This window comes from Alphaproteobacteria bacterium SS10 (assembly GCA_019192455.1).
In the GTDB taxonomy this organism is placed as follows: domain Bacteria; phylum Pseudomonadota; class Alphaproteobacteria; order TMED2; family TMED2; genus TMED2.
Window position 1 is genome coordinate 1322168 of record JAHCML010000003.1, and the last position, 25380, is coordinate 1347547.

22 protein-coding genes are annotated in these 25380 nt (G+C 57.2%); 10 read left to right on the top strand and 12 right to left on the bottom strand.

Annotated features, from left to right (window positions below; translation table 11 throughout):
- Positions 1-161: 161 nt before the first annotated feature.
- On the bottom strand, positions 162-716 hold the full coding sequence (locus tag KI792_06445; GenBank protein ID MBV6632656.1) for a hypothetical protein: 555 nt from the start codon (positions 714-716) through the stop codon (positions 162-164).
- A gap of 357 nt (positions 717-1073) precedes the next feature.
- Here KI792_06445 and KI792_06450 point away from each other — a divergent pair, with 357 nt between their 5' ends.
- The 3 genes from KI792_06450 to KI792_06460 all read left to right on the top strand — a co-directional run bounded on the left by KI792_06450 (position 1074) and on the right by KI792_06460 (position 3608).
- Entirely contained in the window at positions 1074-1997 is a 924-nt protein-coding gene (locus tag KI792_06450; GenBank protein ID MBV6632657.1) for an ROK family protein, read from the top strand.
- Positions 1997-2806: an alpha/beta hydrolase gene (locus KI792_06455; protein MBV6632658.1), complete on the top strand. Its 810-nt coding sequence runs from the start codon at positions 1997-1999 to the stop codon at positions 2804-2806. The genes KI792_06450 and KI792_06455 overlap by 1 nt, the downstream gene beginning before the upstream one ends.
- A gap of 214 nt (positions 2807-3020) precedes the next feature.
- The gene (locus KI792_06460; protein MBV6632659.1) at positions 3021-3608 is read left to right on the top strand and encodes a hypothetical protein; all 588 of its coding nucleotides are present in this window, start codon (positions 3021-3023) and stop codon (positions 3606-3608) included.
- Between the two features lie 19 nt (positions 3609-3627).
- Here KI792_06460 and KI792_06465 read toward each other — a convergent pair whose 3' ends face one another.
- The 7 genes from KI792_06465 to KI792_06495 all read right to left on the bottom strand — a co-directional run bounded on the left by KI792_06465 (position 3628) and on the right by KI792_06495 (position 11806).
- Positions 3628-4398, bottom strand: a complete 771-nt coding sequence (locus tag KI792_06465) for a 2,4-dihydroxyhept-2-ene-1,7-dioic acid aldolase (protein ID MBV6632660.1) — start codon at positions 4396-4398, stop codon at positions 3628-3630.
- A complete protein-coding gene (gene guaA, locus KI792_06470) occupies positions 4391-5947 on the bottom strand; it encodes a glutamine-hydrolyzing GMP synthase (GenBank protein MBV6632661.1) in 1557 nt (518 codons plus the stop codon). The genes KI792_06465 and guaA overlap by 8 nt, the downstream gene beginning before the upstream one ends.
- Positions 5948-6103: 156 nt before the next feature.
- Positions 6104-6649 carry a GNAT family N-acetyltransferase gene (locus KI792_06475; protein ID MBV6632662.1) on the bottom strand — a complete coding sequence of 182 codons (546 nt, stop codon included), beginning with the start codon at positions 6647-6649 and terminating at the stop codon, positions 6104-6106.
- 69 nt (positions 6650-6718) lie between these two features.
- Positions 6719-8005: an RsmB/NOP family class I SAM-dependent RNA methyltransferase gene (locus tag KI792_06480; protein ID MBV6632663.1), complete on the bottom strand. Its 1287-nt coding sequence runs from the start codon at positions 8003-8005 to the stop codon at positions 6719-6721.
- A gap of 14 nt (positions 8006-8019) precedes the next feature.
- Positions 8020-9477 (bottom strand): IMP dehydrogenase, encoded by a 1458-nt coding sequence (gene guaB / locus KI792_06485; GenBank protein MBV6632664.1) that lies wholly within the window; start codon positions 9475-9477, stop codon positions 8020-8022.
- A gap of 581 nt (positions 9478-10058) precedes the next feature.
- Positions 10059-10817 (bottom strand): RlmE family RNA methyltransferase, encoded by a 759-nt coding sequence (locus KI792_06490; GenBank protein MBV6632665.1) that lies wholly within the window; start codon positions 10815-10817, stop codon positions 10059-10061.
- Positions 10814-11806, bottom strand: a complete 993-nt coding sequence (locus tag KI792_06495; GenBank protein ID MBV6632666.1) for a Ppx/GppA family phosphatase — start codon at positions 11804-11806, stop codon at positions 10814-10816. Before KI792_06495 ends, KI792_06490 begins: the two co-directional genes overlap by 4 nt.
- Positions 11807-12079: 273 nt before the next feature.
- On the opposite strand from KI792_06495, the gene KI792_06500 reads away from it, so the two are divergent.
- The 3 genes from KI792_06500 (at position 12080) to KI792_06510 (ending at position 14764) form a co-directional block, all read left to right on the top strand.
- The gene (locus KI792_06500) at positions 12080-13000 is read left to right on the top strand and encodes a pirin family protein (protein MBV6632667.1); all 921 of its coding nucleotides are present in this window, start codon (positions 12080-12082) and stop codon (positions 12998-13000) included.
- A gap of 371 nt (positions 13001-13371) precedes the next feature.
- A complete protein-coding gene (locus KI792_06505; protein MBV6632668.1) occupies positions 13372-14214 on the top strand; it encodes a hypothetical protein in 843 nt (280 codons plus the stop codon).
- 130 nt (positions 14215-14344) lie between these two features.
- Positions 14345-14764, top strand: a complete 420-nt coding sequence (locus KI792_06510) for a VOC family protein (protein MBV6632669.1) — start codon at positions 14345-14347, stop codon at positions 14762-14764.
- A 6-nt stretch (positions 14765-14770) separates the two neighbouring features.
- Here KI792_06510 and KI792_06515 read toward each other — a convergent pair whose 3' ends face one another.
- Together KI792_06515 and add are read right to left on the bottom strand one after the other, a co-directional pair.
- Positions 14771-15829: an NAD(P)-dependent glycerol-3-phosphate dehydrogenase gene (locus KI792_06515; protein ID MBV6632670.1), complete on the bottom strand. Its 1059-nt coding sequence runs from the start codon at positions 15827-15829 to the stop codon at positions 14771-14773.
- Positions 15830-15925: 96 nt separating this feature from the next.
- Positions 15926-17050, bottom strand: coding sequence for an adenosine deaminase (gene add, locus KI792_06520; GenBank protein MBV6632671.1), 1125 nt, complete (start codon positions 17048-17050; stop codon positions 15926-15928).
- A gap of 305 nt (positions 17051-17355) precedes the next feature.
- Here add and KI792_06525 point away from each other — a divergent pair, with 305 nt between their 5' ends.
- The 4 genes from KI792_06525 (at position 17356) to KI792_06540 (ending at position 23167) form a co-directional block, all read left to right on the top strand.
- A complete protein-coding gene (locus tag KI792_06525) occupies positions 17356-17703 on the top strand; it encodes a hypothetical protein (GenBank protein MBV6632672.1) in 348 nt (115 codons plus the stop codon).
- A 205-nt stretch (positions 17704-17908) separates the two neighbouring features.
- Positions 17909-19051: an efflux RND transporter periplasmic adaptor subunit gene (locus tag KI792_06530; protein MBV6632673.1), complete on the top strand. Its 1143-nt coding sequence runs from the start codon at positions 17909-17911 to the stop codon at positions 19049-19051.
- Positions 19048-22254: an efflux RND transporter permease subunit gene (locus tag KI792_06535; protein MBV6632674.1), complete on the top strand. Its 3207-nt coding sequence runs from the start codon at positions 19048-19050 to the stop codon at positions 22252-22254. The genes KI792_06530 and KI792_06535 overlap by 4 nt, the downstream gene beginning before the upstream one ends.
- Before the next feature lie 226 nt (positions 22255-22480).
- The gene (locus KI792_06540) at positions 22481-23167 is read left to right on the top strand and encodes a hypothetical protein (protein MBV6632675.1); all 687 of its coding nucleotides are present in this window, start codon (positions 22481-22483) and stop codon (positions 23165-23167) included.
- Between the two features lie 24 nt (positions 23168-23191).
- On the opposite strand, the gene KI792_06545 is transcribed toward KI792_06540, so the two are convergent.
- Both KI792_06545 and KI792_06550 read right to left on the bottom strand, forming a co-directional pair.
- Entirely contained in the window at positions 23192-24175 is a 984-nt protein-coding gene (locus tag KI792_06545) for a nitronate monooxygenase (GenBank protein ID MBV6632676.1), read from the bottom strand.
- A 31-nt stretch (positions 24176-24206) separates the two neighbouring features.
- Entirely contained in the window at positions 24207-25361 is a 1155-nt protein-coding gene (locus KI792_06550; protein ID MBV6632677.1) for a LysM peptidoglycan-binding domain-containing protein, read from the bottom strand.
- Positions 25362-25380 lie beyond the last annotated feature (19 nt).

Genomic DNA, 25380 nt, shown 5'->3' on the forward strand with positions numbered 1-25380 from the left:
ACCAAGTGAATGCAACATTTGCTGGGGATTACAGGTTTTTTGCCTGTGCCCCCGCTGTCGAATCGGAAAACGACTCGGCAGCAGCCTAGGAAGGGAGCAAAGCACAATAAAAAATCGCGCAACCTGGGCTGCGCGATTCGCTTTAATCGATGGGCGATCGGTTACTCGGCGGTGCTAGATGCCACTGCCTCTTGGGTGCAAAGCGGGCGACTGGTCACCGCGGCTTCAGGTGCGGTGGTCAGGATCGCTTTAAGCGGTTTGCTGTTAAATTGCGGGGCGCCCTCAAGGGCCTCCAACATCTCGCCCTTATTGCTGCAATAGATCTCAGCAGAGCTGTAGGCCGCACGGGTCGATACAGCATTGGCGATGGATGTCCGCCAATGGTCAAAGCGACGCTTGGCATTCCCCTCAGCATGCTTTGCGAAGTAACCGATCATCGCCTCTTCATGGGCCACGATGTCGGCACGGTGTTGATTCGTAAACTTGGCATACCGGACGAAAAGCGCCGGGTCGTTAAACTGTGCGGCACAGGTTAAGCCAACCACCATCAACTCCGAATGCAGGCGAATTGCCTGTTCCGCTGCGGCTTCCTTCGCGGAGTAACAGGTGGCAAGCGCCTGCCCGGCAAAGCCCAGGGTGGCAATGGTTGTGATCGCAATAGAGGCAAGGCGACGAAGCTGTCGCGGCAGGTTTACAGAACTTGGTCCAGAAAACATGGATGGCTTCCTGTTTGTTGAGGCCAATCGAAACAACCGCGCTTGCAGATCGAGACAACCAAAATGTCCCGCAGCTATCGCCGTCGGTTTAGGCGTGAATGGTGCCCCCACCCGCCTAAATTGGACCCGGAGTGTGCCGCAAAGCCGTCAAATTTGGCAACCGAATATGACCATGGTTATTCAAAACAGCTGTGCATGCCCTGGGGGGAAATCTTAACCGCATCTGGCACACCGGTGCTTGCAACCATGCCCCGCATCGGCTTTAACGAGCGCCGGTTTGCCGTTGGCCACCAAGAGGGCCCTCGGCTCGCAAACCAGCGCATCACCGTTAGATATAAAGACATAAAAGAACGACCGATGATCCGTATTGGCATTGATTTGGGCGGCACCAAGATTGAGGCGGTTGCCCTTGATAACACCGGGAACGAGCTGCTTCGTCAGCGCGTGGCGACCCCTAAGGATGATTACGAGGGCACAATTGCTGCCATCGACAATCTGATTAAGGCCGTGGAGCGCCAGGTGGGCGATACATCGACGGTTGGCATTGGTATGCCCGGGGCAATCTCCCCAGCTAGTGGCCTGGTGAAGAATGCCAACTCCACATGGTTGATTGGCAAGCCATTCGACAAGGATGTGGCAGCCGCCCTGGGCCGCCCCGTACGCGCGCAAAACGACGCCAACTGTCTGGCCGTATCCGAGGCTACCGACGGTGCCGCCGCCGGTGCTGAGGTTGTCTTTGCCGTCATCATCGGTACCGGGACCGGTGCTGGCATCGCCATTAACGGCCGCGCCGTAACCGGCCGCCATGCAATCGCTGGTGAGTTTGGCCATAACCCACTTCCTTGGCCGAGCGCTGAAGAACTGCCGGGCCCCAAATGCTATTGCGGTAAGTATGGATGCATTGAGACCTGGGTGTCTGGCCCCGGCTTCTCCCGCGATCACGCCAAGCACACCGGCCAAGAACTGGATGGCCCTGCCATTCACAATTTGGTCCGCACCGGTGACCCGCAGGCAATTGCCTCTATTGAACGGTATGAGGATCGCCTCGCCCGCTCCCTATCCCATGTCATCAATATCCTCGATCCGAATGTGATCGTTCTGGGTGGCGGCATGTCGAACTTTGACCGGCTCTATGACAACCTGCCCGGTCTCTTGAACAAATACTGCTTCTCAGATGGTGTGGATGTACCAATCCGCCCGGCTGTCCACGGCGACAGCAGCGGCGTACGTGGTGCTGCCAATCTGTGGACCGCTGAAGAGGCCGCCGCGGCAGCTGCTTAATGGAAAAGGTGGCCCCACCAACCGATCTTGATCGGCTGACCCTCAATGGGGTCGAACTGGAGTATCGCTGGATACCTGCCAGCGAGCGGTGGGCGCCGACGATCATCTTCCTGCATGAGGGGTTGGGCTCCGCTGGTCTATGGCGTGATTTCCCCGACCGCCTTTGTAAGGCCACCGGTTGTAGTGGCCTCGCCTATTCCCGTCAGGGCCATGGCCAATCGACCCCGATCCCACGAGATGATCAGGATGAGGTGGCACCAGATGCCGACTACCTGAAGCGTGAGGCGGATGAGGTATTGCCAGCCGTGATGGCCGAGCGTGGTATCGAACGTGCCATCCTGATGGGTCATAGCGATGGCGCCACCATTGCTCTGATGATGGCCGCGACCAATCCAGACAAGGTCCAAGGCTGCATCGTTGAAGCGCCCCATGTGATGGTGGAAGACGAGACGATTAAAGGTATTCGCCGTGCCGCCCGGGCTTACTCCAGCGGTGACCTTCGTGATGGCCTATCTAAGTATCACGCTGACCCTGAGGGGATCTTCCAGCGTTGNTACAAGACCTGGACCCACCCGGCCTTTAAAGCCTGGAACATGATCAACCGCTTGCCGATGATCCGATGCCCCGTACTCGGCATCCAAGGTGAGGAAGACCAGTATGGCAGCTTTGCCCAGCTGACCACGATCCGGGATGGCATCCAGGGTCATGCGGAGATGATGGGGCTGAAACGCTGCAATCACACGCCCCATGCTGAGTACCCAGAGCTGGTGATTGAGAGCATCCTCAAATTCCTGCCCCACTGCCGCTAAACGCCGGCACGGTCAGGAATCGCTCTCTTATTTGTGAGCATTACATGCCCACGAATCCGGTGTTGCGTTCTGCGCCATACACCAAAAATCCCGACGAATCGCTGAATCACCGAGTCATTTGTCTTAATAGGCTTTTCGGCTGGTGTGTGTCAGGGCCAGTCGCATAGCCATGTGGTGTTCCACAACCCGCATATGATGTTCGTTGCAATACGTCATGGATGCCACGCGCCAAACGCCCGCCAAGCCAAGTAAGAAGGCCCAACGCAAATCAACTAAGCGTCGGGGACGCCGGATACCGCAGACTGCCTGGCCAGGTATTTTGCAACAATATCAACGGGGTGCGACCCTTACTAAGATCGCGGACGACTTTGATTGCACGCCCAGCGCCATCTCATACATCGTCAAAAAAGCTGAGACGATCTATGGCGACCTGACCGGTGTAGAGCATCTACCGACCCCGGTTCGACGCACCACTGGCTCAATTGAAAACCCAAGCCAACTTCGGCCCGTGGAGGCACAAGCGGTACCTGAGAGCCCAATGCTTAAAGACCCAGTTGTTCGGGGTTTGAGCGATCAGGCCGAGATGCTGATTAAGGCCTATGCCAATTGGCGCGAGAGTGACGGCGCCAGCGACCAACCAGAACAGGTCGCCATGACCCTGGCCACCCAGCTTCATGCCATGCGACGCCATCTTGCGAAGCTAGAAATTGAGTTGTCCAAGCAAGGTGTTAGCGGTGGCTCAACCGCCGCGATGCCAAAGCCACCACGCTCACGCTACGCGCCGGGCTGGTCCGGCCACTAATTAAGTCCGGCCACGAAGCTTAGCGCTTAAGCTTACTGAGGCGGGCCTTAGCCCCCTCGGTCACCATCGCACCATCATTGCACCCAATAACAAGTGAGAAGCCCTCACTAGCCGCGCGGATCGCGGCTGGCGTTGTGATTGTGTAGATGGCCGATAGTTTGCCCGCCGCTTCCGCAGCCTCCCGAATATCGGCAATGGCGGAAACCACCTCGGCCTCATCAGGGTCGCGGCCGGGTTGGAAGCCGAGGGATAAGCTCAAATCACTGGGCCCGATTAGCACCCCATCAATGCCATCGGTAGCAATGATCTCTTCCCTCGCCTCATAAGCCTCCCGGGTTTCGATCATGGCAAAGGCTAGAATGTGGTCATTGGCCTTGGCAGCATAGCCCTCAGCCTGCATACCGGCCCGAATGGGGCCATAGCTGCGGCTACCCGCTGGCGGATAGCGACAAGCATCGGCAAATGCCTTCGCCTCATCTACTGAATTGATCATCGGCGCGATGATGCCGGCAGCGCCCGCATCCAATGCCTTCATGATCACACCAGGTTCATTCCAGGGCACCCGGACCAGTGGCACAGCACCACTATTGCCCACGGCCTGCAGCATCTTCGGCAAGCTGGCGAGCTCAATCAGCCCATGCTGCATGTCGATGGTGACGGTTTCCCAACCGTTCCGGGAGATAATCTCGGCGACTAAGGGATCAGGCAAACCGAGCCAGGCGTTGTAAACCGCCTCACCATTGGCCCAACGCTGTTTCAGCGCGGCAATGCGCCCAAACAGGTCACTCATACTCAATCGTGCCTGGTGGCTTCGACGTGACGTCATACAGGACGCGATTGATGCCCCGCACCTCATTGGTGATACGGGTTGAGACGCGGGACAGTAAGTCGTGGCTGAACGGATAATAATCCGCCGTCATGCCATCAACCGACGTCACCGCGCGGAGTGAGCAGAGATAGTCATAGGTCCGGCCATCACCCATCACACCGACCGAACGAACCGGCAGAATGGCGGCAAAAGCCTGCCAGATCTCGTCATAAAGACCGGCGTTGCGGATTTCTTCCAGATAGATCGCATCGGCCTTGCGGAGGATATCCAGCTTGTCGATGGTGATCTCACCCGGGCAGCGGATTGCCAGGCCCGGACCTGGGAATGGATGGCGGCCAACAAAACTCTCGGGCAGGCCCAGCTCACGGCCGAGGGCCCGAACCTCATCCTTGAATAGCTCACGCAGCGGCTCAACCAGCTTCATATTCATGCGCTCTGGTAGGCCACCCACATTGTGGTGGGACTTGATCGTAACGCTCGGTCCGCCAGTGAAAGAGACACTCTCAATCACGTCAGGATAGAGCGTGCCCTGGGCCAGGAAGTCAGCGCCGCCGATTTTCTCAGCTTCTGCCTCGAAGACATCGATGAACAGCTTGCCGATAATCTTCCGCTTGGTCTCAGGGTCGGAAACACCGTCCAACTCACCAAGGAACAGATCAGCCGCTTCCACATGTACCAGCGGGATGTTGTAGGTCTCACGGAACAGGGTGACGACCTCATCCGCCTCATTGGCGCGCATCAGACCGTGATCGACGAAGATACAGGTCAACTGGTCGCCAATCGCCTCATGCAGCAGGACCGCTGTAACGGCACTATCGACCCCGCCAGAGAGGCCACAGATCACCTTCTGATCACCAACCTGCGCCTGGATTTTGGCAATCGCCTCATCCTTATAGGCGGCCATGGTCCAATCACCGGTGCAGCCAACAACCTTCATCACGAAGTTACGCAGCAGGTCCTTACCATGGGGCGTGTGCACCACCTCTGGGTGGAACTGCACGCCGTAATAGTGCTTCGCATCATTGGCGATCACGGCGCATGGGGCGCCATCGGTGCTGGCAACAGCGCGGAAGCCCTCGGGCAAGCCAGTGACGCGGTCGCCATGGCTCATCCAAACTTCTTCAGTCTGACCCTTGGACCAATGGCCCTCAAACAGATCACAATCATCGGTCACATCGATGAAGGCGCGGCCGAACTCACGGTGATCATGGCTCTCAACCTTACCGCCAAGCTGATGGCAAAGCAGATACTGGCCGTAGCAGATGCCAAGGATTGGCACGCCCATCTCAAACACCACTTCGGGTGCCATGGGTGCATTCTCATCGGTCACAAAGGCAGGGCCGCCCGACAGGATGATGCCCTTTGGATCATAGGCTTTGATCGCTTCAGGCTTCATCGCGAAGGGATGGATCTCGCAATAGACACCAATCTCGCGCAGGCGACGGGCGATTAGCTGGGTAACCTGGGAACCGAAATCGAGGATCAGGATACGATCATGAGCCTCGGCAATGGCGCCTTTCGCACCATTATCGGCTGAATCTGGATTGGATGATCGGGCCACGTCCTGGACGGCTTCGGACATAGGGATAAACCTTCGATTTGAGCGGCGGAGCTAGGGTTTTAGCGCAAGACGGTGGGCCCTGCCAAGACGCGATGAAGCGTTAGGCTAAAGCGTCTCAAAACGCTCTATCTCGGCGAGCTGCGGCCAGTGGTAACTAACCTCATTCAACCGCTTACCGCCCAGGGTGATTTGACGGCGTTCCGCCCGTTCACCACCCATATGCTCATAAAACTCGCGCGCGGTTTCATTTGAGGCAAGAACCCAGCAAATCCCAGTGGTAAACCCATCGGCGATCAGTCGCTTGCCCATCGCTTCCATCAGCTGGCGGCCACCACCCTGCCCCTGTGCATGATGCAGGAGATAGATCGCCTGTATCTCGCCCACAGGACGCTGCATCGGCGATGGCACGTCCCGCCGCGGGCCTGCCCGGCCAAAACCAACCATGGCGCCATCCATATCTTCCAAGACGAAGGTACTGGTGCGTGGTTGGTGAAACGTTTTCTCCCACCGTTCCAGCGAGAAGACCGGCAGCTTCGGACTTAGGAGTTTGACCGGCAAAAGCCGCGCATAAGCCTCGACCCAGGCCCGGTGGTAGACCGAGACCAGATCAGGCAAATCAATGCGGGTTGCCTCACGGATGACCAAACTCATGCCTAAGAGTTTGGGGTCAACCGCAACAAAGAACAAGGAATACCGGCGACCTTTCTCGCCGCAGCGGGCCTAAGCCTCTCGCTTCAGAACCGCCATGTAGAAGCCGTCCGTGCCATTAAGTGCTGGGGTCATCATCCAACCAGCTTCCTGGCGATGCACTGCCGGGATTTCACCATCTTCAAAAATCGCAGCCCAGCTTGCGTCAAAATCAACCACGGAAAAATCAGAAGATCGATTCATAAACGACTGTATTTGCTGATTATTCTCTACACTCAACATTGAACAAGTGACGTAGCAAAGAAGACCACCCGGCTTTACCAGGCTGGCAGCACGGTCGAGTAGTTTGCCCTGTAATTCCACCAGAGCATCCAGGTCATCGGCATCCATCCGCCAACGCGCATCGGGTGCGCGTCGCCAGGTGCCACTGCCACTGCAGGGGGCATCAACCAGCACACGGTCCCAATCACCGGCGAGCGCATCTTCTGGTGCGGTCAGGGCATCGGCATGCAGCAACTCAATATGCGGCCAGCGTGCCCGCTTAACCCGACGGCGCCCTTCCTCAAGTTTATGATCATCAGCGTCTACGGCCAGCAGGCGTCCCTGCCCCGCCATCTGTCCGGCCATGGCGAGGGTTTTGCCGCCAGCACCAGCGCAGAGGTCCAGCACCTGCATCTTAGGCTGAGCATCAACGAGCAGAGCGCAAAGTTGGGAGGCCTCATCCTGGATTTCAAGTTGGCCGTCATTCAGCTCTGGTACATCACCAGCGGCGAACCGGCCACTGATCCGCAGGCCCAGCGGCGAAATTGGTGTCGCATCAACATCGACGCCGCGGGCGCCCAATGTCTTCAGCATATCGTCCCGGTCATCCTTCGCGCTGCGTAGGCGCAGATCCACCGAGGCTGGCGATAGGAGTGCTGTCGCCTCTGCCCGCCAAGCATCATCACCACCGAATGAGGCTGCGAAGTGGGCCTGCGCCCAGTCAGGCAGCGCCATGGCTTGTTCTGCCGGCACCTCAACTGCCAGTGCCTTTTCCAGCAGCGCTCCCTCATTATCACTGACAGCAGCTGGTGCGTGTTGGGAGCCATCGAACAGTTCTTTAGCCCCTGCCCCAGCGGCCAGTAGCGCGATCTGCCGGGCGCTGTTGATGTCACCACCAGCCTCAGCCAGCTGAAACTTCAACGCACCGAGCTGACGGAAGATATCGAACAGATTATCGCCGATAAAACGACGGTCTTTTGATCCGGCAAAGCGGGCAGATTTTGACCAACGCCGGATCGCCAGATCCGCCGGAACACGGTCGTTAAAAGTCTGATCAAGCAGATCGATGATCGTCTGCCAACGGGGGCCATCACGCATAAGATTGGGTGTGCCTAGTCGAGCCGGTAATTCGGCGTTTCGGCAACCATCTCAATATCGTGGACATGGCTCTCACGCAGGCCTGCATTGGTGATGCGAACCATTCGGCAGTTCTGCTGCATCTCTTCGATGGTGCGATTGCCGGTATAGCCCATGGCGGCCTTCAAACCACCAACCAACTGGTGCAGTACGGTATCGAGCAGACCGCGGTAAGGCACCCGGCCCTCGACCCCTTCAGGAACCAGCTTATTGCTCTCTTTAATTTGGCCCTGGAAATACCGGTCGGCACTACCGCGAGCCATGGCCCCGATGGAGCCCATACCGCGATAGGTTTTGTAAGAACGGCCCTGATAGAACACCACCTCACCGGGGCTTTCCTCAGTACCGGCGAGCAGTGAGCCCATCATGGCGCAGCTAGCACCGGCGGCAATCGCCTTGGCCAGATCGCCAGAGACTTTGATGCCGCCATCTGCGATCACCGGCACGTTCTGGTCATGGCAGGCTTCAACAGCTTCAGAAATCGCGGTCATCTGTGGAACACCGACACCAGCCACAATCCGTGTCGTGCAAATGGAACCGGGGCCAATGCCAACCTTCACGGCATCAGCACCGACATCCATCAGTGCCTGCGCACCGTCACGGGTGGCGATGTTGCCCGCTACAACCTGCACCTCATTCGATAGGGCGCGGACCTTCTTAACGGTGTTCAAAACCGCCTGTGAGTGGCCATGGGCCGTATCAACGACAACCGCATCAACCTCGGCATCGATCAGTGCTTGCGCCCGGGCTACACCTGCATCACCGGTACCAACTGCAGCAGCAACGCGCAGGCGGCCCTTATCATCCTTGGCGGAGTTGGGGTGGTTCTGCGCCTTCTCAATATCTTTCACGGTGATCAGGCCGATACAGCAATATGTGTCGTCGACCACCAACAGCTTCTCAATCCGATGCTTGTGCAGCAGGCGCTTTGCCTCTTCCCGCTCAACGCCTTCACGCACGGTGATGAGGCCTTCTTTGGTCATCAATTCGCTGACCGGCGTATCAGTATTCTCAGCAAACCGAACATCGCGGTTGGTCAGGATGCCAACCAGCTTGCCAGAGGCCTCAACGACCGGGATGCCAGAGATGCGGTGCATCTCCATCGTGCTGAGGGCATCGCTTAACTTGGTTTCTGGGGTGATGGTGATTGGGTTAACCACCATGCCGCTCTCAAACCGCTTAACGGCTGACACTTCGCTCGCCTGCTGGGCGATCGACATGTTGCGGTGAAGGGTACCAATGCCACCGGCCTGGGCCATGGCAATCGCTAGGCGGTGCTCGGTAACCGTGTCCATGGCGGCGGATGCGAGCGGGATACCGAGGCGAATACCGCGAGAGAACTGACAAGAGGTCTCGGTCTGGTTCGGCATCACCTCTGACTTGCCAGGCACCAGCAGCACATCGTCAAAGGTTAGGGCGTCTTCGATCTGCATCATGGTCGGTATCAATCCAGGCAACGGGCTTCGCAAGAGTTGCCGGGACTATAGTGATTAGAAGCGCTTTGTGAAGCGGCGAAATGCGCATGGCCGCCGCCACGGTCCAAAAAGCACTCTTGAGAACTAGTCTAGTACACGGGTGTCGTAGGGTGCAGGCGTAGGAAGAACGAGCAACTCAGAAAGGGAGCGATCCTTGGTGCTATCGCCAAAGACCATCGCAGAGAGAAGTAGCAGCCACAGAACAGAGCTTCCCCAAATAATAGCTCGATTTATTCGCTTTGTTCGCCTGCCAAGCCTCTCTGCATTGATCCAAGACGGAGATTCAAGTTCAGATTTTGGGTTTTCAGGTAGAGGTGAGAAATGGCTTGGACCATGCAAGATTTCACCGCCAAAGGTCATCCAAGGTCGATCCCAATTCTTACGTGCGGCAACCTCTGGTGGGCGGTCGTACCTACTTTCCCAAGTAACTAAAACGAAACCACACTTGGCTGGGGCTCTATCAATCGGCACCCATTTGGACCGCGAGTCTTCTTCGTCGTTATTCAAAATGACCCCCATAGCGGCTACTTGGGTAGAACCTAAGTCAAATCGCCGACTTTTCCTCTAAAGCCCTGGGCAACCACATAAGTCTCAGCGGACTCTGAACGGCTCGATGGCGGCTTAAAATGGCGCACCTGGGTGAAGTCGCGCTTTAGTGCGTTGAGCAGATCATTCTCCGCCCCACCCTGGAACACCTTCGCGACGAAGGCGCCGCCCTGGGCCAGAACCTCGCTGGCGAAATGGGCCGCCGTCTCAGACAGCGCCATGATGCGTAAGTGATCCGTTGATTTGTGCCCGGTTGTGGCTGGTGACATATCACTCAATACAAGGTCAGCCGGGCCGCCGAGCTTACTCTTCAAAAGGTCCGGCGCATCATCATCCATAAAGTCATGCTGCAGGAACTCAGCCCCCGCCATGCTCTCAATCGCTTGAAGGTCCATGCCGATCACCGGATGCAGATCGGTATCGCGCGCGAGGCGCAGGCGCTCGACACAAATCTGCGTCCAACCACCGGGTGCCGCCCCTAAATCAACAATCTTCTGATTGGGTGTCTGGTTCGGCTTTAACAGGCGGAACTTGTCATCAAGCTCGATCAACTTGAACGCCGCCCGGCTTCGATAACCAAGGCGTCGAGCCTCAGCGACGTAAGGGTCGTTTAGCTGGCGTTGCAGCCAAAGGGTTGAAGAGGTTTTACGGCCCCGGGCTGTCTTAACCCGTTTTGAAAGGCGGCGGTCAGCATCCTTGCCGCGCCCTGAGCTCTTCTTACCAGAGCCCGACCCAGATTTTGATGATGTCATGAGGCTATTGCCGCCTTATCCGCATGTTGCTTAGCAAGGTCGATCAAAATGCCCTCGCGCACACCGCGATCGGCGACACGCACCTTATCGACAGGCCAGATGGCGATGATGGCCTCAAACACAGCACAGCCGGGAAGCACCAACTCACATCGTTGGCGTCCAATACAGCCATTCTTCGCCCGCGTCTCGGGATCCTGCCCCAATAGCTTATCGATAATGGCACCGGCCTTACCGGTCTCAAGATCGGTACCGTCGACCTGATCACGGCGATACTTATTTAGGCCCAGTAGAATGCCGGCCAAAGTGGTAACGGTGCCGGACGCACCAAGCACCTGCACTTGTCCGGCCGCAACGCGGTCGCGCAGTTTCCAGCGCTGCTCCGCCTCCATCAAGGCGACTTGCAATTCGGTTTTTAGAATCTGATAGGTCTGGCGCCGCTTCTCTTCGCCCTCATCGATGCGATCGATAAGGGTCACCACACCAAAGGGCAGCGATATCTGATCAACCAAGGCTAGCTCGCCATTTGGTTGTCTTTGCCCCCATACGATTTCTGAGCTGCCGCCACCGATATCAAAGACTAGGCAATCGGTGATGTGATCATCCATCAGCGGTGACACGCCCAACATGGCAAGGCGCGCCTCCTCCTCACAGGAGATGACCTCAACCTTCAGGCGCGCTTGCTGGCGTACCCGGTTGATGAAGTGCAGCTGGTTACCGGCACGGCGACAAATCTCAGTCGCCACGGCGCGGTAACTGGCAACGCCAGCGCGGTTAATCTTACCAGCACAGATACGAAGTGCATTGGCGGCCTTCTCCACCGCCTTAGGGTCGATATCACCGGCAGCATCCAGATGGGCGCCGAGGCGGACAGTACGGGAGAAGGCGTCAATCACGGTCGGTTCACCGTGATCATCGATTGAGGCCACCAGCAAACGCAGGTTGTTCGTCCCGACATCAATGGCCGCAAAATACGGCCCGTCTGGGATCATCTCGGCTGAGTTATCATCGCCGGCCGCTATTGCGGTTGGTTGGCTCATCGTTCTGGTCATTCGTCATATCGCTGGGGTCAGCAGGTATCGGCTGCCCTGGTCACCTCAATATCGCGATTGTCAGAGTGATTTACCAGTACTGATCCCGTCAAAACGCCGAATAACTGTTTCAAATCATGCACCAAGCTGTTGCCTGGCCCGGCAATTGTGGGATTGCCCGGGGTCGCCCATATCCATCAACAAGCATTCAAACGCTGTTTTTGGAGAGTAATCATGTCGTTCCGACCAGTGACCAAAACCGTCACAGCCCAACCCACCCTAGAAGGCGCAGGCGTTCATCTGCATCGTGGCTTCGGCTTCGGCCAGACCACGGAAACTGACCCCTTCCTGCTATTCGACGACTTCCGCAACGATGATCCCGAGCGCTATGCGGCTGGCTTCCCCTGGCACCCCCACCGAGGGATTGAGACCATCACCTACGTCCTCGCTGGTGAGGTTGAGCACGCGGATAGCCTTGGCAATAAGGGCTTGCTGGGTCCCGGCTCGGTTCAATGGATGACCGCTGGGTCTGGCATCATGCACCAGGAAATGCCACGCGGTGATGCGGCTGGCCGTATGCATGGGTTCCAGCTCTGGGCCAATCTCCCCTCATCGCTCAAAATGACGGCACCCCGCTATCAGGATATTGAGGGTCAGGATATTCCTGAGATCATCGATGACGACGGCACCGTTGTGCGCGTGGTGATCGGCTCTTTCTGGGGCAAGAAGGGTCCAGTGGACGGTATCGCCGCTGATCCCCTTTATCTCGATGTCTCACTGCCCCCCAACACACGGAAAGTGTTGCCGGTGGATACCTATGCCCATGCCTTCGCCTATGTGTTCGCAGGCTCCGGTAAGTTCCGTGATGCGAGCAACCCACTCGGCGTGAAGGTTGAGAAGGAGTTTGCCGGCCAAGAGCTGACCCTGCGCGACTTAACCGGTGACCGAACCATTGTGCATTTCGGCACCGGTGATGAGGTCGAGGTGCAGAGCGGACCTGAAGGCATGCGGTTCCTTCTCGTCTCTGGCCAACCCTTGGGGGAGCCAGTTGCATGGCACGGGCCCATTGTGATGAACACCCAGGCCGAATTGATGGAAGCGATGCGCGACCTTCAGACCGGTAATTTCATCCGCGAACAGGCCCGAACATCCTAAATCGCACTAAACCTTATGACCGCCCGGCAATAGATTGAATTTTAAGCAAAATTGCCGGGCGTTTTGCCTAAATGCTTGGGGCGCAGCAAAACTGCGGCCTTGAGCGCCGTTGTCACGGCTTTGTTACCAACACGTCATCGAAACCCGCAGAAAAACCGCAGATTTCTGCGGGTTTTCTTGATCTCAGGGCTCGCCACATAGGTGTGCTTGTGCTAAATAATCCAGTACGCAAAAAGCGTGGTGCCATTCTAGCGGCGTTTCTGAGGGGAAATACTGGACGGCATCGGGCACCCCCGGGGCGCCGATTTTCAAATCGGTGAACATGTTTCTAGCGGCATGTCTGGGGAAGAAGTCACGGGGGTTAGTTAGCCATGTCATCGATCAATACGTCGCCACCGCTGTTCACTCTGCTGCAGCAAATCAACGGCACCAATGATCGCTTCCAAGCCAACCGCAACCAGATCTCAACCGGCAACCGGTTTGGACCTGAAGCGGCATCCAATTTCAGCGTTGCCCAGGGCATCCGTTCAGACCTGCGTGGGTTTGATGCGGTTAATGGCGCGATCGGCTCAGCCAATGGGCCCGCGACAACTGCCCTCGCCGCTAGCAACTTCACGTCAAACCTGCTGAGCCAGGCAACCACCAGTGCGATCCTCGCGCTTAACCCCGCCAACTCCAGTACCCAGCGTGAGATTTTGGCGAATGGTTTTGAGGATCAGCTGAACCAGATCAACCAGATTTCTGAGAGTGCTGTTTTCAACGGCGCTAACCTTGCCGCCGACGATCCAGCCGGTGGCCTGAATGTTGTGTCAGGCATCAATGGCGAGCAGCTGAATATTGATTCAGAAGATTTCAGCACAACCGGCCTAAATGAAGAGTTAGTCGCTGGCGGCGGCGTTGGCCTTGATGCGTTGGACCTTAATGATCCGACCACCCAGCTCAGCGATGTGACCACAGCAATTGACGATGCTGAGCAGAACTTAGCGCTTGAGACCGGCCGTATCGCCTCTGGCTTAAATGCTGCTGAGCGTCAGGCTGAGTTCAACACCGAGATCAGTGATGCCATCACGATTGGTCTTGGCGCCTTACAGGATACCGACTTGGCCCGTGCTGATGCCCGGGATGAACAGCTTCAAACCCAGCGTCAGCTTCAGTTCCTGGTACTCAACCAGCAGAACCAGCAGCGCGGCGCAGTATTGAACCTGTTTGCGTAACTCACGCACGGTTTCACTAAATCGATAGTTGATCTTAACGGCAGGCACCCTCACCTGCTATGCCGTGCGTTGACATGCGCTGGGCCTGGCCCTGGCCATACCGCTTATCGCCAGCAATGGATCTAAGACAATGGAATACCTACACACCATGGTTCGCATCAAAGACATCGATGCGAGCTTGAACTTTTACTGCAACCTCCTTGGCCTTGAAGAGGTTCGCCGCAAAGAGGTTGAGGCTGGTCGCTTCACCCTGATCTTCCTGAGCGCGCCTGGCCAAGAGGGCGTCGAGGTTGAGCTGACCTATAATTGGGACCCGGAAGAGTATGATGGCGGCCGTAACTTTGGCCATCTCGCCTATCGCGTCGAGAACATCTACGAGCTTTGCCAGAAGCTTCAGGATGGTGGCGTGACGATCAATCGCCCACCACGTGACGGCCATATGGCCTTCGTCCGCTCCCCAGACGGCATCTCAATTGAGCTGCTTCAGAAGGGCGACCGCCTGCCACCGGCAGAGCCTTGGGCCTCAATGGAAAACACCGGCAGCTGGTAAGCCGGGTCAGCCTGGCGTGACACTGACATCGCGCCAGGCACCCCCCTCGCCCTTAAGGGGGCGATCAAGCAGCTGGCGGATCGCCTCATCAATGCTGCTACCGCTCAAGATTGCGTTGATCGCCTCAACGATTGGCATCTCAATGCCCGCCTTGGCCGCCAGCTTCTGAACCGTGGCAGCGTTACTTACCCCCTCAACCACACCGGCGCTTTTCGCCATGGCCATTTCATGGTCATCACCTTGCCCACGGGCAAAGCCGTAAGAGAAGTTTCGGGATTGGCGGCTGGAGCAGGTCAGGGTCAAGTCACCCAGCCCGGCTAGACCCATCATGGTCTCCGCCTTCCCACCTAGGCTTAGCGCTAAGCGCGTAATCTCGGCTAGACCGCGAGTGACCAGCGCGGCCTGGGTATTGGCACCGAACCCACAACCAGCGGCCACACCACAAGCAATGGCGATCACATTCTTTACCGCACCGCCGATCTGAACACCGATTGGGTCGTCAGCCAGATAAATCCGGAAATGCGGGGCTGCCAGGGTCGCCGCCAATCGCTGACCCAACAGACGCTTCTCATCGGTATCCGGTGCCAACCCCAGAGTAATAGCTGTGGGTTTGCCGCCTGCTAGCTCGCCAGCAAAACTTGGGCCCGAAAGAATGGCGAGTGGCGACTTTGGTAAGGCACTACCAATCCGTTCGCTGAGTAGCTGGCCGGTCTCGTCATCAACACCCTTACTCGCTAACACCAATGGCACACCATCATGCCCTAGGGCTGATAGCTGATCAGCGATATCGGCAAGGCCCGATGATGGCACGGCGAGCAAGATCATCTCGGCACCGTCGGTTACCGCCGAAAGATCGGCAGATGACAGGGACAAGGCCGCAGGGAAGCCAACATCGGGTAGGTACTTGCTGTTCACACCGTCCTGCTGGAGGGTGTCAGCGTGACTGGCCTCACGGGTCCAAAGCCGCACATCATGCCCACTGCCAGCAAGGGTCACCGCCAGGGATGTACCCCAAGCACCGGCGCCGAGCACCGCAATAGGTTGAACAGGTTCGATAGCCGTCATGAAGACCTAGCCGCTGAAGATATCCAAATCTCAGCACCGCAGAGACCACGTCCACCCTGCCTAAGGCAAGGTTAGCGTATCATCTAAAGGGATTGGTTATGGCTTGCGGTCGCCGCCAGGGGTCAGACCATCACCGATAGAACGGCGTGGCTGCTCAGGTGGCAGCTTGTCATTAGCGACCTGTGGACCGGGATCGATATCTGCGACGGGCACACCCTTGACTAGGTTTTCCATCGCTAGATCCACGCGCTTAAGCAGGCGGCGCTGGGTCAGCTCATCCATGAAGCCATGCTCAATCGCCTGGCGGGTCATCTGAAGCTGATCCATCGGCGACATGCCGAACTCATCTTCGGCCAGCTTGTACTCATCAGCGATACCACCGCTGAACAAAGCCGGGTCATCAGAGTTAACTGAGACCTTCACCCCTGCTTCGCGAAGCGCATTAAACGGATGCGATTGGAAGTCTGGATAGACCTCAAGGGTGATATTACTACGTAAGCAAACCTCAAGCAGGATGTCCCGCTCGGCCAGCTCTTTAACCAGCTCTGGATCTTCGATGGCGCGTACACCGTGACCAATCCGCTCAACCGGCAGCATGTCGATAACTTCCTGTACACCATCAGCACCCAGCGCCTCACCGGCATGGGCAGTCAGGCGAAGGCCCATATCTTTGGCGCGGAGGAACAGATCACGGAAGGATGCCGCCCGGTGCATAGTCTCATCACCGGCCATACCGAAACCGGTGACATAATGGCGAACCTTCGGGTCCTGCATCGATTTCTCTGCTGAGCGTAGCATCCGGAAGCCATCCTCTGGCCCACGGTGGCGTTTAGCAGTCAGGATGATGCGGCTCTCAATGCCGANATCCTGCTTTGCCCGCTCAATACCATCAATAATGCCGTGCAAGTTCTCATCAAAGTCTGAGCCACCGCGATGGCTCTTCTCTGGTGAGGCCATCAGCTCAACGTAAATGGCGCCCTCTTCATGGCAGCGGCGCAGGTAGTCATAGGCGACATCGGCAAAATCACGCGGGTTCTGAACCGCGGCAGAGCCGGCGCTGTAAGCTTCGTGGAAGTCGTGATAGTCGGTCCACTGTGTGTTGCCATCGGCATCAAAGTTTGGACCGGTCAGGGGTACGGAGTTGCGTTCGGCCAATTCCGGCAGCAAGTCGCTGCTAATCGTGCCATTAATGTGAACGTGTAACTCAGCCTTTAAAACCATAATTCTTTCTTTGCGCCCTTGCGCAAAAACTATAACGAACACAAACGCATTTATTCTTATAGTAAATCGCGTCAGTGCCCTGGTTAGATCCTCGATCTAATCAATCTCTGATCACTTCTCTCTTGCTGATTTCCAATATAGATTACGTTTATGAAAGCTGTATGACTTCTAACGGTTTTCATTATGAAAATTTGATGACTAATCAACCGACTAGTCTATTTTGAGGTCGAATTTGATGCTGTATTATTGCATCAATTGTCGTGTTCAATATTGGTTATACGCAGGATTTCCGGGAATTTATAGTGATGGCTATACCTCAAACACCAAAATCGCGGAATGTAGCGGTCTACCAGATCCGCCGAAATCCAGCGGGTGATTTCCTCTTTATTTTCCCAGCAGATAACGCCGTCACGCCGATTGAGCGCTACAAGATGGTCGATGACGATCTGGTTCTGATTCGAACCAACGGACGCCAAGTAAGATTGTTGGAGCTGCCAGACAGCCTGATGCCGTTACTGCGTCAGAAAGACCAAATCCGCGTTGTTGAGGAACGGGGCGGTCAACCGGTTGGGGACCACAACCCGAAGGCAGACAAGAGTGACCCGCCCCCAAGCCAGGCTGGCCGCCGCTCACGCAGTCGGTACAGCGGATAACGCAACTCGTCCAAGCTGGGGCATGAGGCTGCTTACTCACGCAAAGCTGACCGGCATTCATATCATCCGACTCACCCCAGCTTTACGTATAGGGTAGAAGTGAGGAAGAGATGGGCGTAAATGCACATCCACTGATATGATCAATGCGCGGTATCAGATTAAGCCTCGCATCGACCCAACACCCGCGAACAAACGTTGTAGACCCATGTCCCGCTCCTGGCTGATTGCCTTAACAATCATGATCTTAGCTGGCCTTTGGATGGCATCTGGCCTGATGGGCTCTGCGGCCGTTACCGATGGTGAGGAAGCGACAGCGGAAGTTGAGGAAAAGCTGCCTCGCGTGCGGGTTGCTACGTTCGAGGCTGACGATGCTGTTCGCCAATTAAGCATCCAAGGCCGGACCCAAGCCGACAAGATGGTGGTTATCAGCGCCGAAACCGATGGTCGACTGAACGAAATCACCGTTGATCGTGGCGACGTGATAGAGGCTGGCCAACTACTTATCAGTATTGATGAAGAAGATCGCCGTGATCGCCTGGCAGAGGCCAAAGCATTGTTGGCCCAGCGACAGCTTGAGTTTGATGCAGCAAACAAGCTGAACCAAAGCGGCTTCCAATCACAGGTTCGCCTCGCTCAATCGCAAGCCGAGCTGCAAGCCGCACGCTCAGAAGTTGAGCAAGCGGGTATCGAGCTTTCCCGTACTAGCGTTCAAGCACCAATCGACGGCATCGTCCTGCGCCGCATGGCAGAGGTCGGCAGTTTTGCCCAACGCGGCGATGACATGCTGGAGATTGTTGATCTAGACCCCATCAAAGTACTGGGTTCGGTGCCAGAGGCTGAAGTAAACGCGATCAAGCTGGGTCAGCCTGCCGTTCTTGAAGTGGTGGGGCTGGAGCCAATTCAAGGTGAGGTCAGCTACATCGCACCCCAGGCAGCAGAGCAAACCCGTACTTTCGAGATTGAAATCCAAGTTCCCAATGCTGAGGGCGAGGTTCGTGCCGGCTTGACCGCCGCGATTGTTCTGCCAATCAGCGGTCAGAAGACGCATCGCCTTCCCGCCTCAATCTTAAGCCTGGATAGCAATGGCAGCCTGGGTGTTAAGGGTCTAGACGATCAGAACCGCGTGGTCTTCATGCCGGTTGAGCTGGTCGATGACAGCCCCAGTGGCATCTGGGTCGCCGGCCTTCAAGATAAGGTGCGCCTGATTACCGTTGGCCAAGAGTATGTTCGCGAGGGCCAGCAGGTTGAGCCGACCAATCAGCCCTTCCCTGGCCAACAGAATAACGGATCAGCGGATCAGACCGCACCATCGAACCAGGCTGCCGAGGCAGTCGGGGGCGCTGAATGAACCTTATAGGTCTTGCCCTACAGCGCTCGCGGACTGTCCTGCTGACGCTGTTATTGCTCTTGGTCGCCGGCCTATCGGCGTATGAGACGATCCCTAAGGAGAGTGATCCGGATATCAATATCCCGATCATCTACGTCTCGCTGCACCATGACGGCATTTCGCCCGAGGATTCAGAGCGGCTACTGCTCCGCCCGATGGAGCAGTACCTAACCGGTATTGATGGCATTCAGCAGATCACCTCAACCGCTTACCAACACGGTGGCAATGTCACGCTGGAATTCCAACCCGGCTTTAATCCTGACCGCGCCCTGCGCGATGTCCGCGAGCGCGTTGATGAGGCGAAGGTCGACCTGCCTGAGGAAACTGACGAGCCGGACGTATCTGAGGTTAACCTAAGCCTGTTTCCGGTACTCACCATCCACCTGGCCGGCAATGTGCCAGAGCGCACCCTCCTGCGCTTATCACGCAACCTACAGGACTCCATTGAGTCGATCTCATCAGTCCTAGAGGCCCGCATTCAGGGCGACCGTGAAGAGGTGGTTGAGGTCATTATCGACCCGCTGCTGCTGGAGAGCTACCAGCTTAACGGTAATGACATCCTGACCCAATTTGCCCGCTCTAACCGCTTGGTTGCTGCCGGCAATATCGATACTGGCTCCGGTCGATTTGCCGTTACCCTCCCCAGCATCTTTGAGACCGCGCAAGATGTCTGGAACATGCCGATCAAGGTCCAGGATGATGCCGTCATCCGTGTTCGCGACGTGGCCCAGATCCGCCGAACCTTTAAGGATCCGGACAGTTTCTCACGCATCAATGGGCAGCCCGCGCTGTCCATCGAAGTGGTGAAGCGTACCGGTGAGAACATCATCGACACGATTGAGTGGGTTAAGGCGGTCGTCGAACGTGAAAGCCAGGGCTGGCCCGAGGGCGTTCAAATCGAATACGCGCAGGATCGATCCAAAGACATCAAGCTGATGCTGACCGATCTCGAGAACAATGTGATCTCCGCGATCCTATTGGTCATGATTGTCTGTGTCGCAGCACTTGGGGTTCGATCTGCCCTCCTGATCGGTATTGCCATTCCCGGATCGTTCCTGACCGGCATCTTGGCGCTCTCGTTGATGGGGCTGACCATCAATGTGGTCGTGTTGTTCGCGCTGATCCTGTCGGTGGGTATCTTGGTTGATGGCGCCATTGTGGTGGCGGAGTACGCGACCAGGCGCCTGCAAGAAGGAGCCGATGGCAAAACCGCCTATCGTGAGGCTGCGGAACGGATGGCTTGGCCCATCTTCTCCTCGACCCTAACGACGCTGGCTGCCTTCCTGCCCCTACTATTCTGGCCAGATATGGTTGGGGAGTTCATGCGCTTCCTACCCATTACGCTGATCGCTGTTCTGTCGGCTTCCCTGGCGATGGCGCTGATCTTCCTGCCCACGATTGGGGCAACGGTCAGCCGCTTTACCCGCGCCAAGAATGAGGGCGGCGGCGCTGCTGCGGATGGTGAACTTGATGCCGATGGCTTGCGCCGGGTTGCCGATGGCCCCTTCACCCGCGCCTATCTTGTTTTGTTGGAACGGGTGCTGCGGCGCCCTGGCTTGGTGCTGACCATTGCGGCGGCGATGCTGATCGGCAGTGTTGCGGCCTATGCGCAATATGGTCGGGGCATTGAGTTCTTCCCCGATGTTGAACCAGATAGCGCGGTGCTTCTTGTTCATGCCCGTGGCAACCTATCGATCTGGGAGCAGGACGCCCTGGTTCAGGAAGTTGAGCAGCGCGTGCTGGCCCATCCAGGCATCGAAACCGTCCATGCCGTCACCGGTAGCGATAACCGTAGCGACGTTAGCGAAGATACAATTGGTCAGATCTATCTGAACTTTGGCTATTGGCGTTACCGCGACAGTGCGAGCGAAATCCTTGAACAGCTGCGGGAGAAAACCGCCGATCTCGCGGGTATTCAGGTTGAACTTCGCAAGCAGGAACAGGGCCCCGGCGCCGGTAAAGCCATTGAGATTGAGGTCAGCAGCCTGTTCCCCGACTTGATTGAGCCTGTCGTTGCCCAGCTGCGCGCCGAGATGGATAAGCTGCCTGGCCTGGTCGATATTGAAGACAGCCGCCCAATCCCTGGCATTGAATGGCGCCTGGCCGTCGACCGGTCACAGGCGGCGAAGTTTGGCCTCGACGTGACGGGTGTGGGCGACACAGTTCGCCTGGTCACCAACGGGCTAAAGGTTGGCGAATACCGGCCCGATGACGCGGATGATGAGATCGATATCCAAATCCGCTACCCGGCGAGTGACCGTGGCATCAGCCAGCTGGACCGCGTGCGCGTCGCTTCCGGTATCGATGGCCAGATGGTGCCCATCAGCAACTTCGTTGAGCGGATACCGCAACCACAAATCGGCACCATAAACCGCCGCGATGGTCAGCGGGTGATCACCCTTAAAGCGGATGTTGAGGAAGGCCTCCTCGCCAATGACATGATCCAGCTTATGCGTGGCTGGGTTGAGGAAGCCAATATCGACCCACGGATTGAGATTGAGTTCCGTGGTGAGGATGAAGATCAGCGAGCGGCCAGTAGCTTCCTAAGTGGTGCGCTGACTACAGCCCTCTTCCTGATCGGCATTGTCTTGGTTACCCAGTTCAACAGCTTCTCTAGCACCGTGATGATTTTGAGTGCCGTGGTGATGTCGACCATTGGCGTCTTGATCGGCCTGCTTGTCACCAACCAGCCCTTTGGCATTGTGATGTGCGGGGTGGGTGTGATCGCACTCGCCGGTATTGTCGTGAACAACAACATCGTCTTGATCGACACCTATGATCGATTGATTGAAGAACTTGGCGATGTGAAGGCCGCAATCATGGAGACCTGCCGACAGCGCCTGCGTCCGGTTCTCCTGACCACCGTCACGACGATCCTCGGCCTTATGCCCATGGTTCTGTCGATGAATATCGACTTCCTGGCCCGTGATGTGTCGTTCGGTGCGCCATCGACCCAATGGTGGGTGCAGTTATCCACATCGATCGCCTTTGGCCTAGCCTTCTCAACCCTCCTAACTCTGCTGGTGACGCCATCCGCCCTAATGGCCCGTGGCTTGGTTATGGAACGGCTGGGCAAGCCACTTTCCATGGGTTTATGGCGCAAATCAAAGACCAAGGAAGCCGACTCAGGCACGCCTGACGGTGCGGTTCCTGCGGCTGAATAAGCCGATAAAACCTCAAACCATTGCATATCGCATTGATCTGACCCGGATGTGGGCTCAGATCATTTTGTGGCGTGCATAGATTGTGTTTTAGGGATATTATTCACGAATTGAAGTGGCGATGGGGGTCGCCACGAACCGGGATACACCCGATACCGCAGGGATGGCGGTGGGTTTCCGGTTCAATGAGGCCCAAGGGGTTGGGCCTGAGACTGGGATGAGGGGGTTTATGTCTAATACCGCCATGGAAAAGCCGGGCCGCGCTTACGACCCGGAGACAGATATTCTGGCCAGCAACGATGCCTGCCCTGGCGACGGTATGGCCGATACGTCTGAATGGTGTCTAACGCCGATCTTGGCCGCACTTGATGTTGGCCAGACCGTCGACCTCTCGACGCTTATCGTTAATGACAATGGCTCACTCATCCTGCTGGATGAGGCCCGCAGCTGCAGCTTCCAATTCGAACTGCACGGTGTGGCGGTACATGTTGGCATTCGGACCGATGGTCAGAACGCCCGCATGACAATCAGCAGCGATCTTGGCTACCTGCCATATTCGATTGAGTCTTCAGATAAGCGCCGGGCGATTATGGCCGTTATGGCGGCCGCCTCCGACTTGCAATTCAGCAAGTTTGAGCTGGTTGATAATCGCCACATTGTCCTGCGTGGTCAGCGGAAGTTTCCGCGCCCATTCCAACTGGTCGACATGTTCGCCGTGCTGGTTGAGATGGTGCACGAGCTGTCGCCCTTCATGGCGCTGCTCGGTGACTGCATGGACAACACCCAGCTGGATATCCCGGTTTGCGGTCGCTGGCAGAGCATGAACCCATCTCGGCCAGAGAGAATGCCACGTCACAGTACCGGCAGCTCACATACCGGGAGTGCAGACCCACCGCTGATGGTGGCCGCTGAGTAGCGATAGCGGAAAAGGCTACAGGTTCTAGAGTTTGAGACCGGGCGGCGCTGATAAGCACCGCTCGGTTTCTTTTATGAGCTGGTGCAATATGTCTGCGGCTGGGGCTTCCCGTTTAATCAGATCGGCCCCCTCGCCCACCACCACGGCGGCAGTATCAAAATCACCCTCGCCCACCGCTTTGGTATAGGCATCGACGATTGCCGCCTTATCATCGGACGACTGGCGCAGCGCGGCCTCTTTGCCCTGCCACTTCTCCGTTAGGTCGTTGCGCAGAACGCGGATGTTGTACTGCTCTGGCCAAGGCAGATCGCGTGCCACATCAATAACACTGGTTCGAACCGTAGAATCCCCGTCAGCGGCAACCAGGCGGGCCCGCCCGGCCGGGTGGCTCAACGCCTCTGTTGCGGCATAGAACGCCGCCCCCATAGCAACACCCGAGGCACCCAGCATCAGCGCGGCCGCCACCCCGCGCCCATCGGCAATGCCACCGGCCGCAACAACGGGCACATCACCAGCAATATCAACTACGGCTGGAACCAATGGCAGGGTCGCACGCTTGGCCCCATGTCCGCCCGCCTCGGTTCCCTGGGCGACCAGCACATCGGCGCCCGCATCCAGTGCTCGCTTGGCATCCTCTAACGTCTGGATCTGGCAGATCAGCGGCACACCGGCAGCTTTGATCTCAGCGGAAAATGGCCCCTCATCACCAAATGACAGCCAAATTGCCCCCGGCTCATGGGCCAGCGCATCCTCCAGCAATGAGGGCTGATCTTTAAGCGCGGCTTCCAGGGCCCAGGTGATGAAGCCAATACCAACCTTTGTGTTGCCAGCATCGCGCCAGGCCTGGCCAATCCACTCACCATCACAGTAGCCACCCCCGATTAGGCCAAGGCCGCCAGCCTCACTAACCGCACGCGCCAAGGCTCCGCCGGAGACTAAAGCCATGGGGGCCGCAATAACCGGATGCTCAATACCCAGCAGCTCGGTCAGTTTGGTTTTCAGAGCCATGGGATCGTCCTATCCAGCATGATGTGTCGGGTTACTGAACCACCGGCAAAATGAAGACCTGCCCCGGAAAGATTAGGTCGGGGTTGGTGATCTTCTCGCGGTTCGCCTCAAAAATCACCGTGTAGCGGAAGCCACTGCCATAGGTGGCCTCAGCAATCCGCCAGAGGTTGTTGCCGCGCTCAATAATGACCAGGCGATCACCGCTTCGACCCACCTCGCCGCCGGCCTCATCTGCAACGGCCTGCGCCTCGGGCACATCCCCGATATTGAACGGGAATGCCTCCGGCGCCTGGTTTGGCAACTCAAGCACCACCTCATGATCACCAGGCGCGATCAGAACTGAGCTCTCAAACTGCCAACTGCCATCACCGTCGACCAGAACCTGGCCCAGCAACTCATCATCCAGACGAATTGTCAGGGCCGATCCAGCCGGGCCAGTCCCTGTCATCTCAACGGGCCGTTCAGCGCCATAGCGCACGGTGCCAAGAGACAGGGGTGTTACCTCTGATGTGTCGGTGTTGGTGTCGGCTGCGCCGCCATTCGGGGATTGCAGGATGCTTGGCAGCGTCTCCCCCTCAGCATCACCGAGTGCGATGATCGCTCGCTCAGCATCACCGGTGATCGGCTCCTCTCCCGCATTCAGCTCGGCAACTTCAACCGCATCTTGTGCCCCTAAGACCACGATGGGCTGGCTCGCCAAGATATCGCCGTTCTCTTGGTTCACGCGCAGCTGCAACACCTGATTGCCCGACGGCATTGGGTCGGCGGGTGTCCAAACCCACTCGCCGCGATTATCGGCGAGCACCTCAGCGACTACGCTGCCATTGCGGTAAATCATCACCGTCGCGCCAGGCTCTGCCCGACCAGCGGCCACCGTTTGGCCATCACGGTCCACCTGAACAATATCAAAGCTAGGCGCCACAGCCGCCGGGGGCTCAATCGCTAGTGATGCCGGGCTGGCGACATCCGATGGCGTTTCCAGCGTTGGTGTCTGCCCATCATCAATCGGGGCGCTCACACGCGGTTGCTGCGGCAGCGGGTCATCGCGTACGGGCATCACACTCAAAAAGATGCCAACGCCAACGAGGACCAGCACGACGAGAACAATCGCTGGCAACAGGAAGGATCGCCGGGTATCTGCCGGCTCCATCCTTAGGCCCGATGACGATCGCATCGGATCAGCCATTGTTCTTCAATCCCTCTAC

Bases quoted from the DNA above. Each gene is read 5' to 3' on its own strand.
- KI792_06445 (MBV6632656.1), bottom strand. From the start codon at position 716: ATGTTTTCTGGACCAAGTTCTGTAAACCTGCCGCGACAGCTTCGTCGC.
- KI792_06450 (MBV6632657.1), top strand. From the start codon at position 1,074: ATGATCCGTATTGGCATTGATTTGGGCGGCACCAAGATTGAGGCGGTT.
- KI792_06460 (MBV6632659.1), top strand. From the start codon at position 3,021: ATGGATGCCACGCGCCAAACGCCCGCCAAGCCAAGTAAGAAGGCCCAA.
- KI792_06465 (MBV6632660.1), bottom strand. From the start codon at position 4,398: ATGAGTGACCTGTTTGGGCGCATTGCCGCGCTGAAACAGCGTTGGGCC.
- KI792_06475 (MBV6632662.1), bottom strand. From the start codon at position 6,649: ATGAGTTTGGTCATCCGTGAGGCAACCCGCATTGATTTGCCTGATCTG.
- KI792_06480 (MBV6632663.1), bottom strand. From the start codon at position 8,005: ATGCGTGATGGCCCCCGTTGGCAGACGATCATCGATCTGCTTGATCAG.
- guaB (MBV6632664.1), bottom strand. From the start codon at position 9,477: ATGCAGATCGAAGACGCCCTAACCTTTGACGATGTGCTGCTGGTGCCT.
- KI792_06490 (MBV6632665.1), bottom strand. From the start codon at position 10,817: ATGACATCATCAAAATCTGGGTCGGGCTCTGGTAAGAAGAGCTCAGGG.
- KI792_06495 (MBV6632666.1), bottom strand. From the start codon at position 11,806: ATGATCCCAGACGGGCCGTATTTTGCGGCCATTGATGTCGGGACGAAC.
- KI792_06500 (MBV6632667.1), top strand. From the start codon at position 12,080: ATGTCGTTCCGACCAGTGACCAAAACCGTCACAGCCCAACCCACCCTA.
- KI792_06505 (MBV6632668.1), top strand. From the start codon at position 13,372: ATGTCATCGATCAATACGTCGCCACCGCTGTTCACTCTGCTGCAGCAA.
- KI792_06510 (MBV6632669.1), top strand. From the start codon at position 14,345: ATGGAATACCTACACACCATGGTTCGCATCAAAGACATCGATGCGAGC.
- KI792_06515 (MBV6632670.1), bottom strand. From the start codon at position 15,829: ATGACGGCTATCGAACCTGTTCAACCTATTGCGGTGCTCGGCGCCGGT.
- KI792_06525 (MBV6632672.1), top strand. From the start codon at position 17,356: ATGGCTATACCTCAAACACCAAAATCGCGGAATGTAGCGGTCTACCAG.
- KI792_06530 (MBV6632673.1), top strand. From the start codon at position 17,909: ATGTCCCGCTCCTGGCTGATTGCCTTAACAATCATGATCTTAGCTGGC.
- KI792_06535 (MBV6632674.1), top strand. From the start codon at position 19,048: ATGAACCTTATAGGTCTTGCCCTACAGCGCTCGCGGACTGTCCTGCTG.
- KI792_06540 (MBV6632675.1), top strand. From the start codon at position 22,481: ATGTCTAATACCGCCATGGAAAAGCCGGGCCGCGCTTACGACCCGGAG.
- KI792_06545 (MBV6632676.1), bottom strand. From the start codon at position 24,175: ATGGCTCTGAAAACCAAACTGACCGAGCTGCTGGGTATTGAGCATCCG.
- KI792_06550 (MBV6632677.1), bottom strand. From the start codon at position 25,361: ATGGCTGATCCGATGCGATCGTCATCGGGCCTAAGGATGGAGCCGGCA.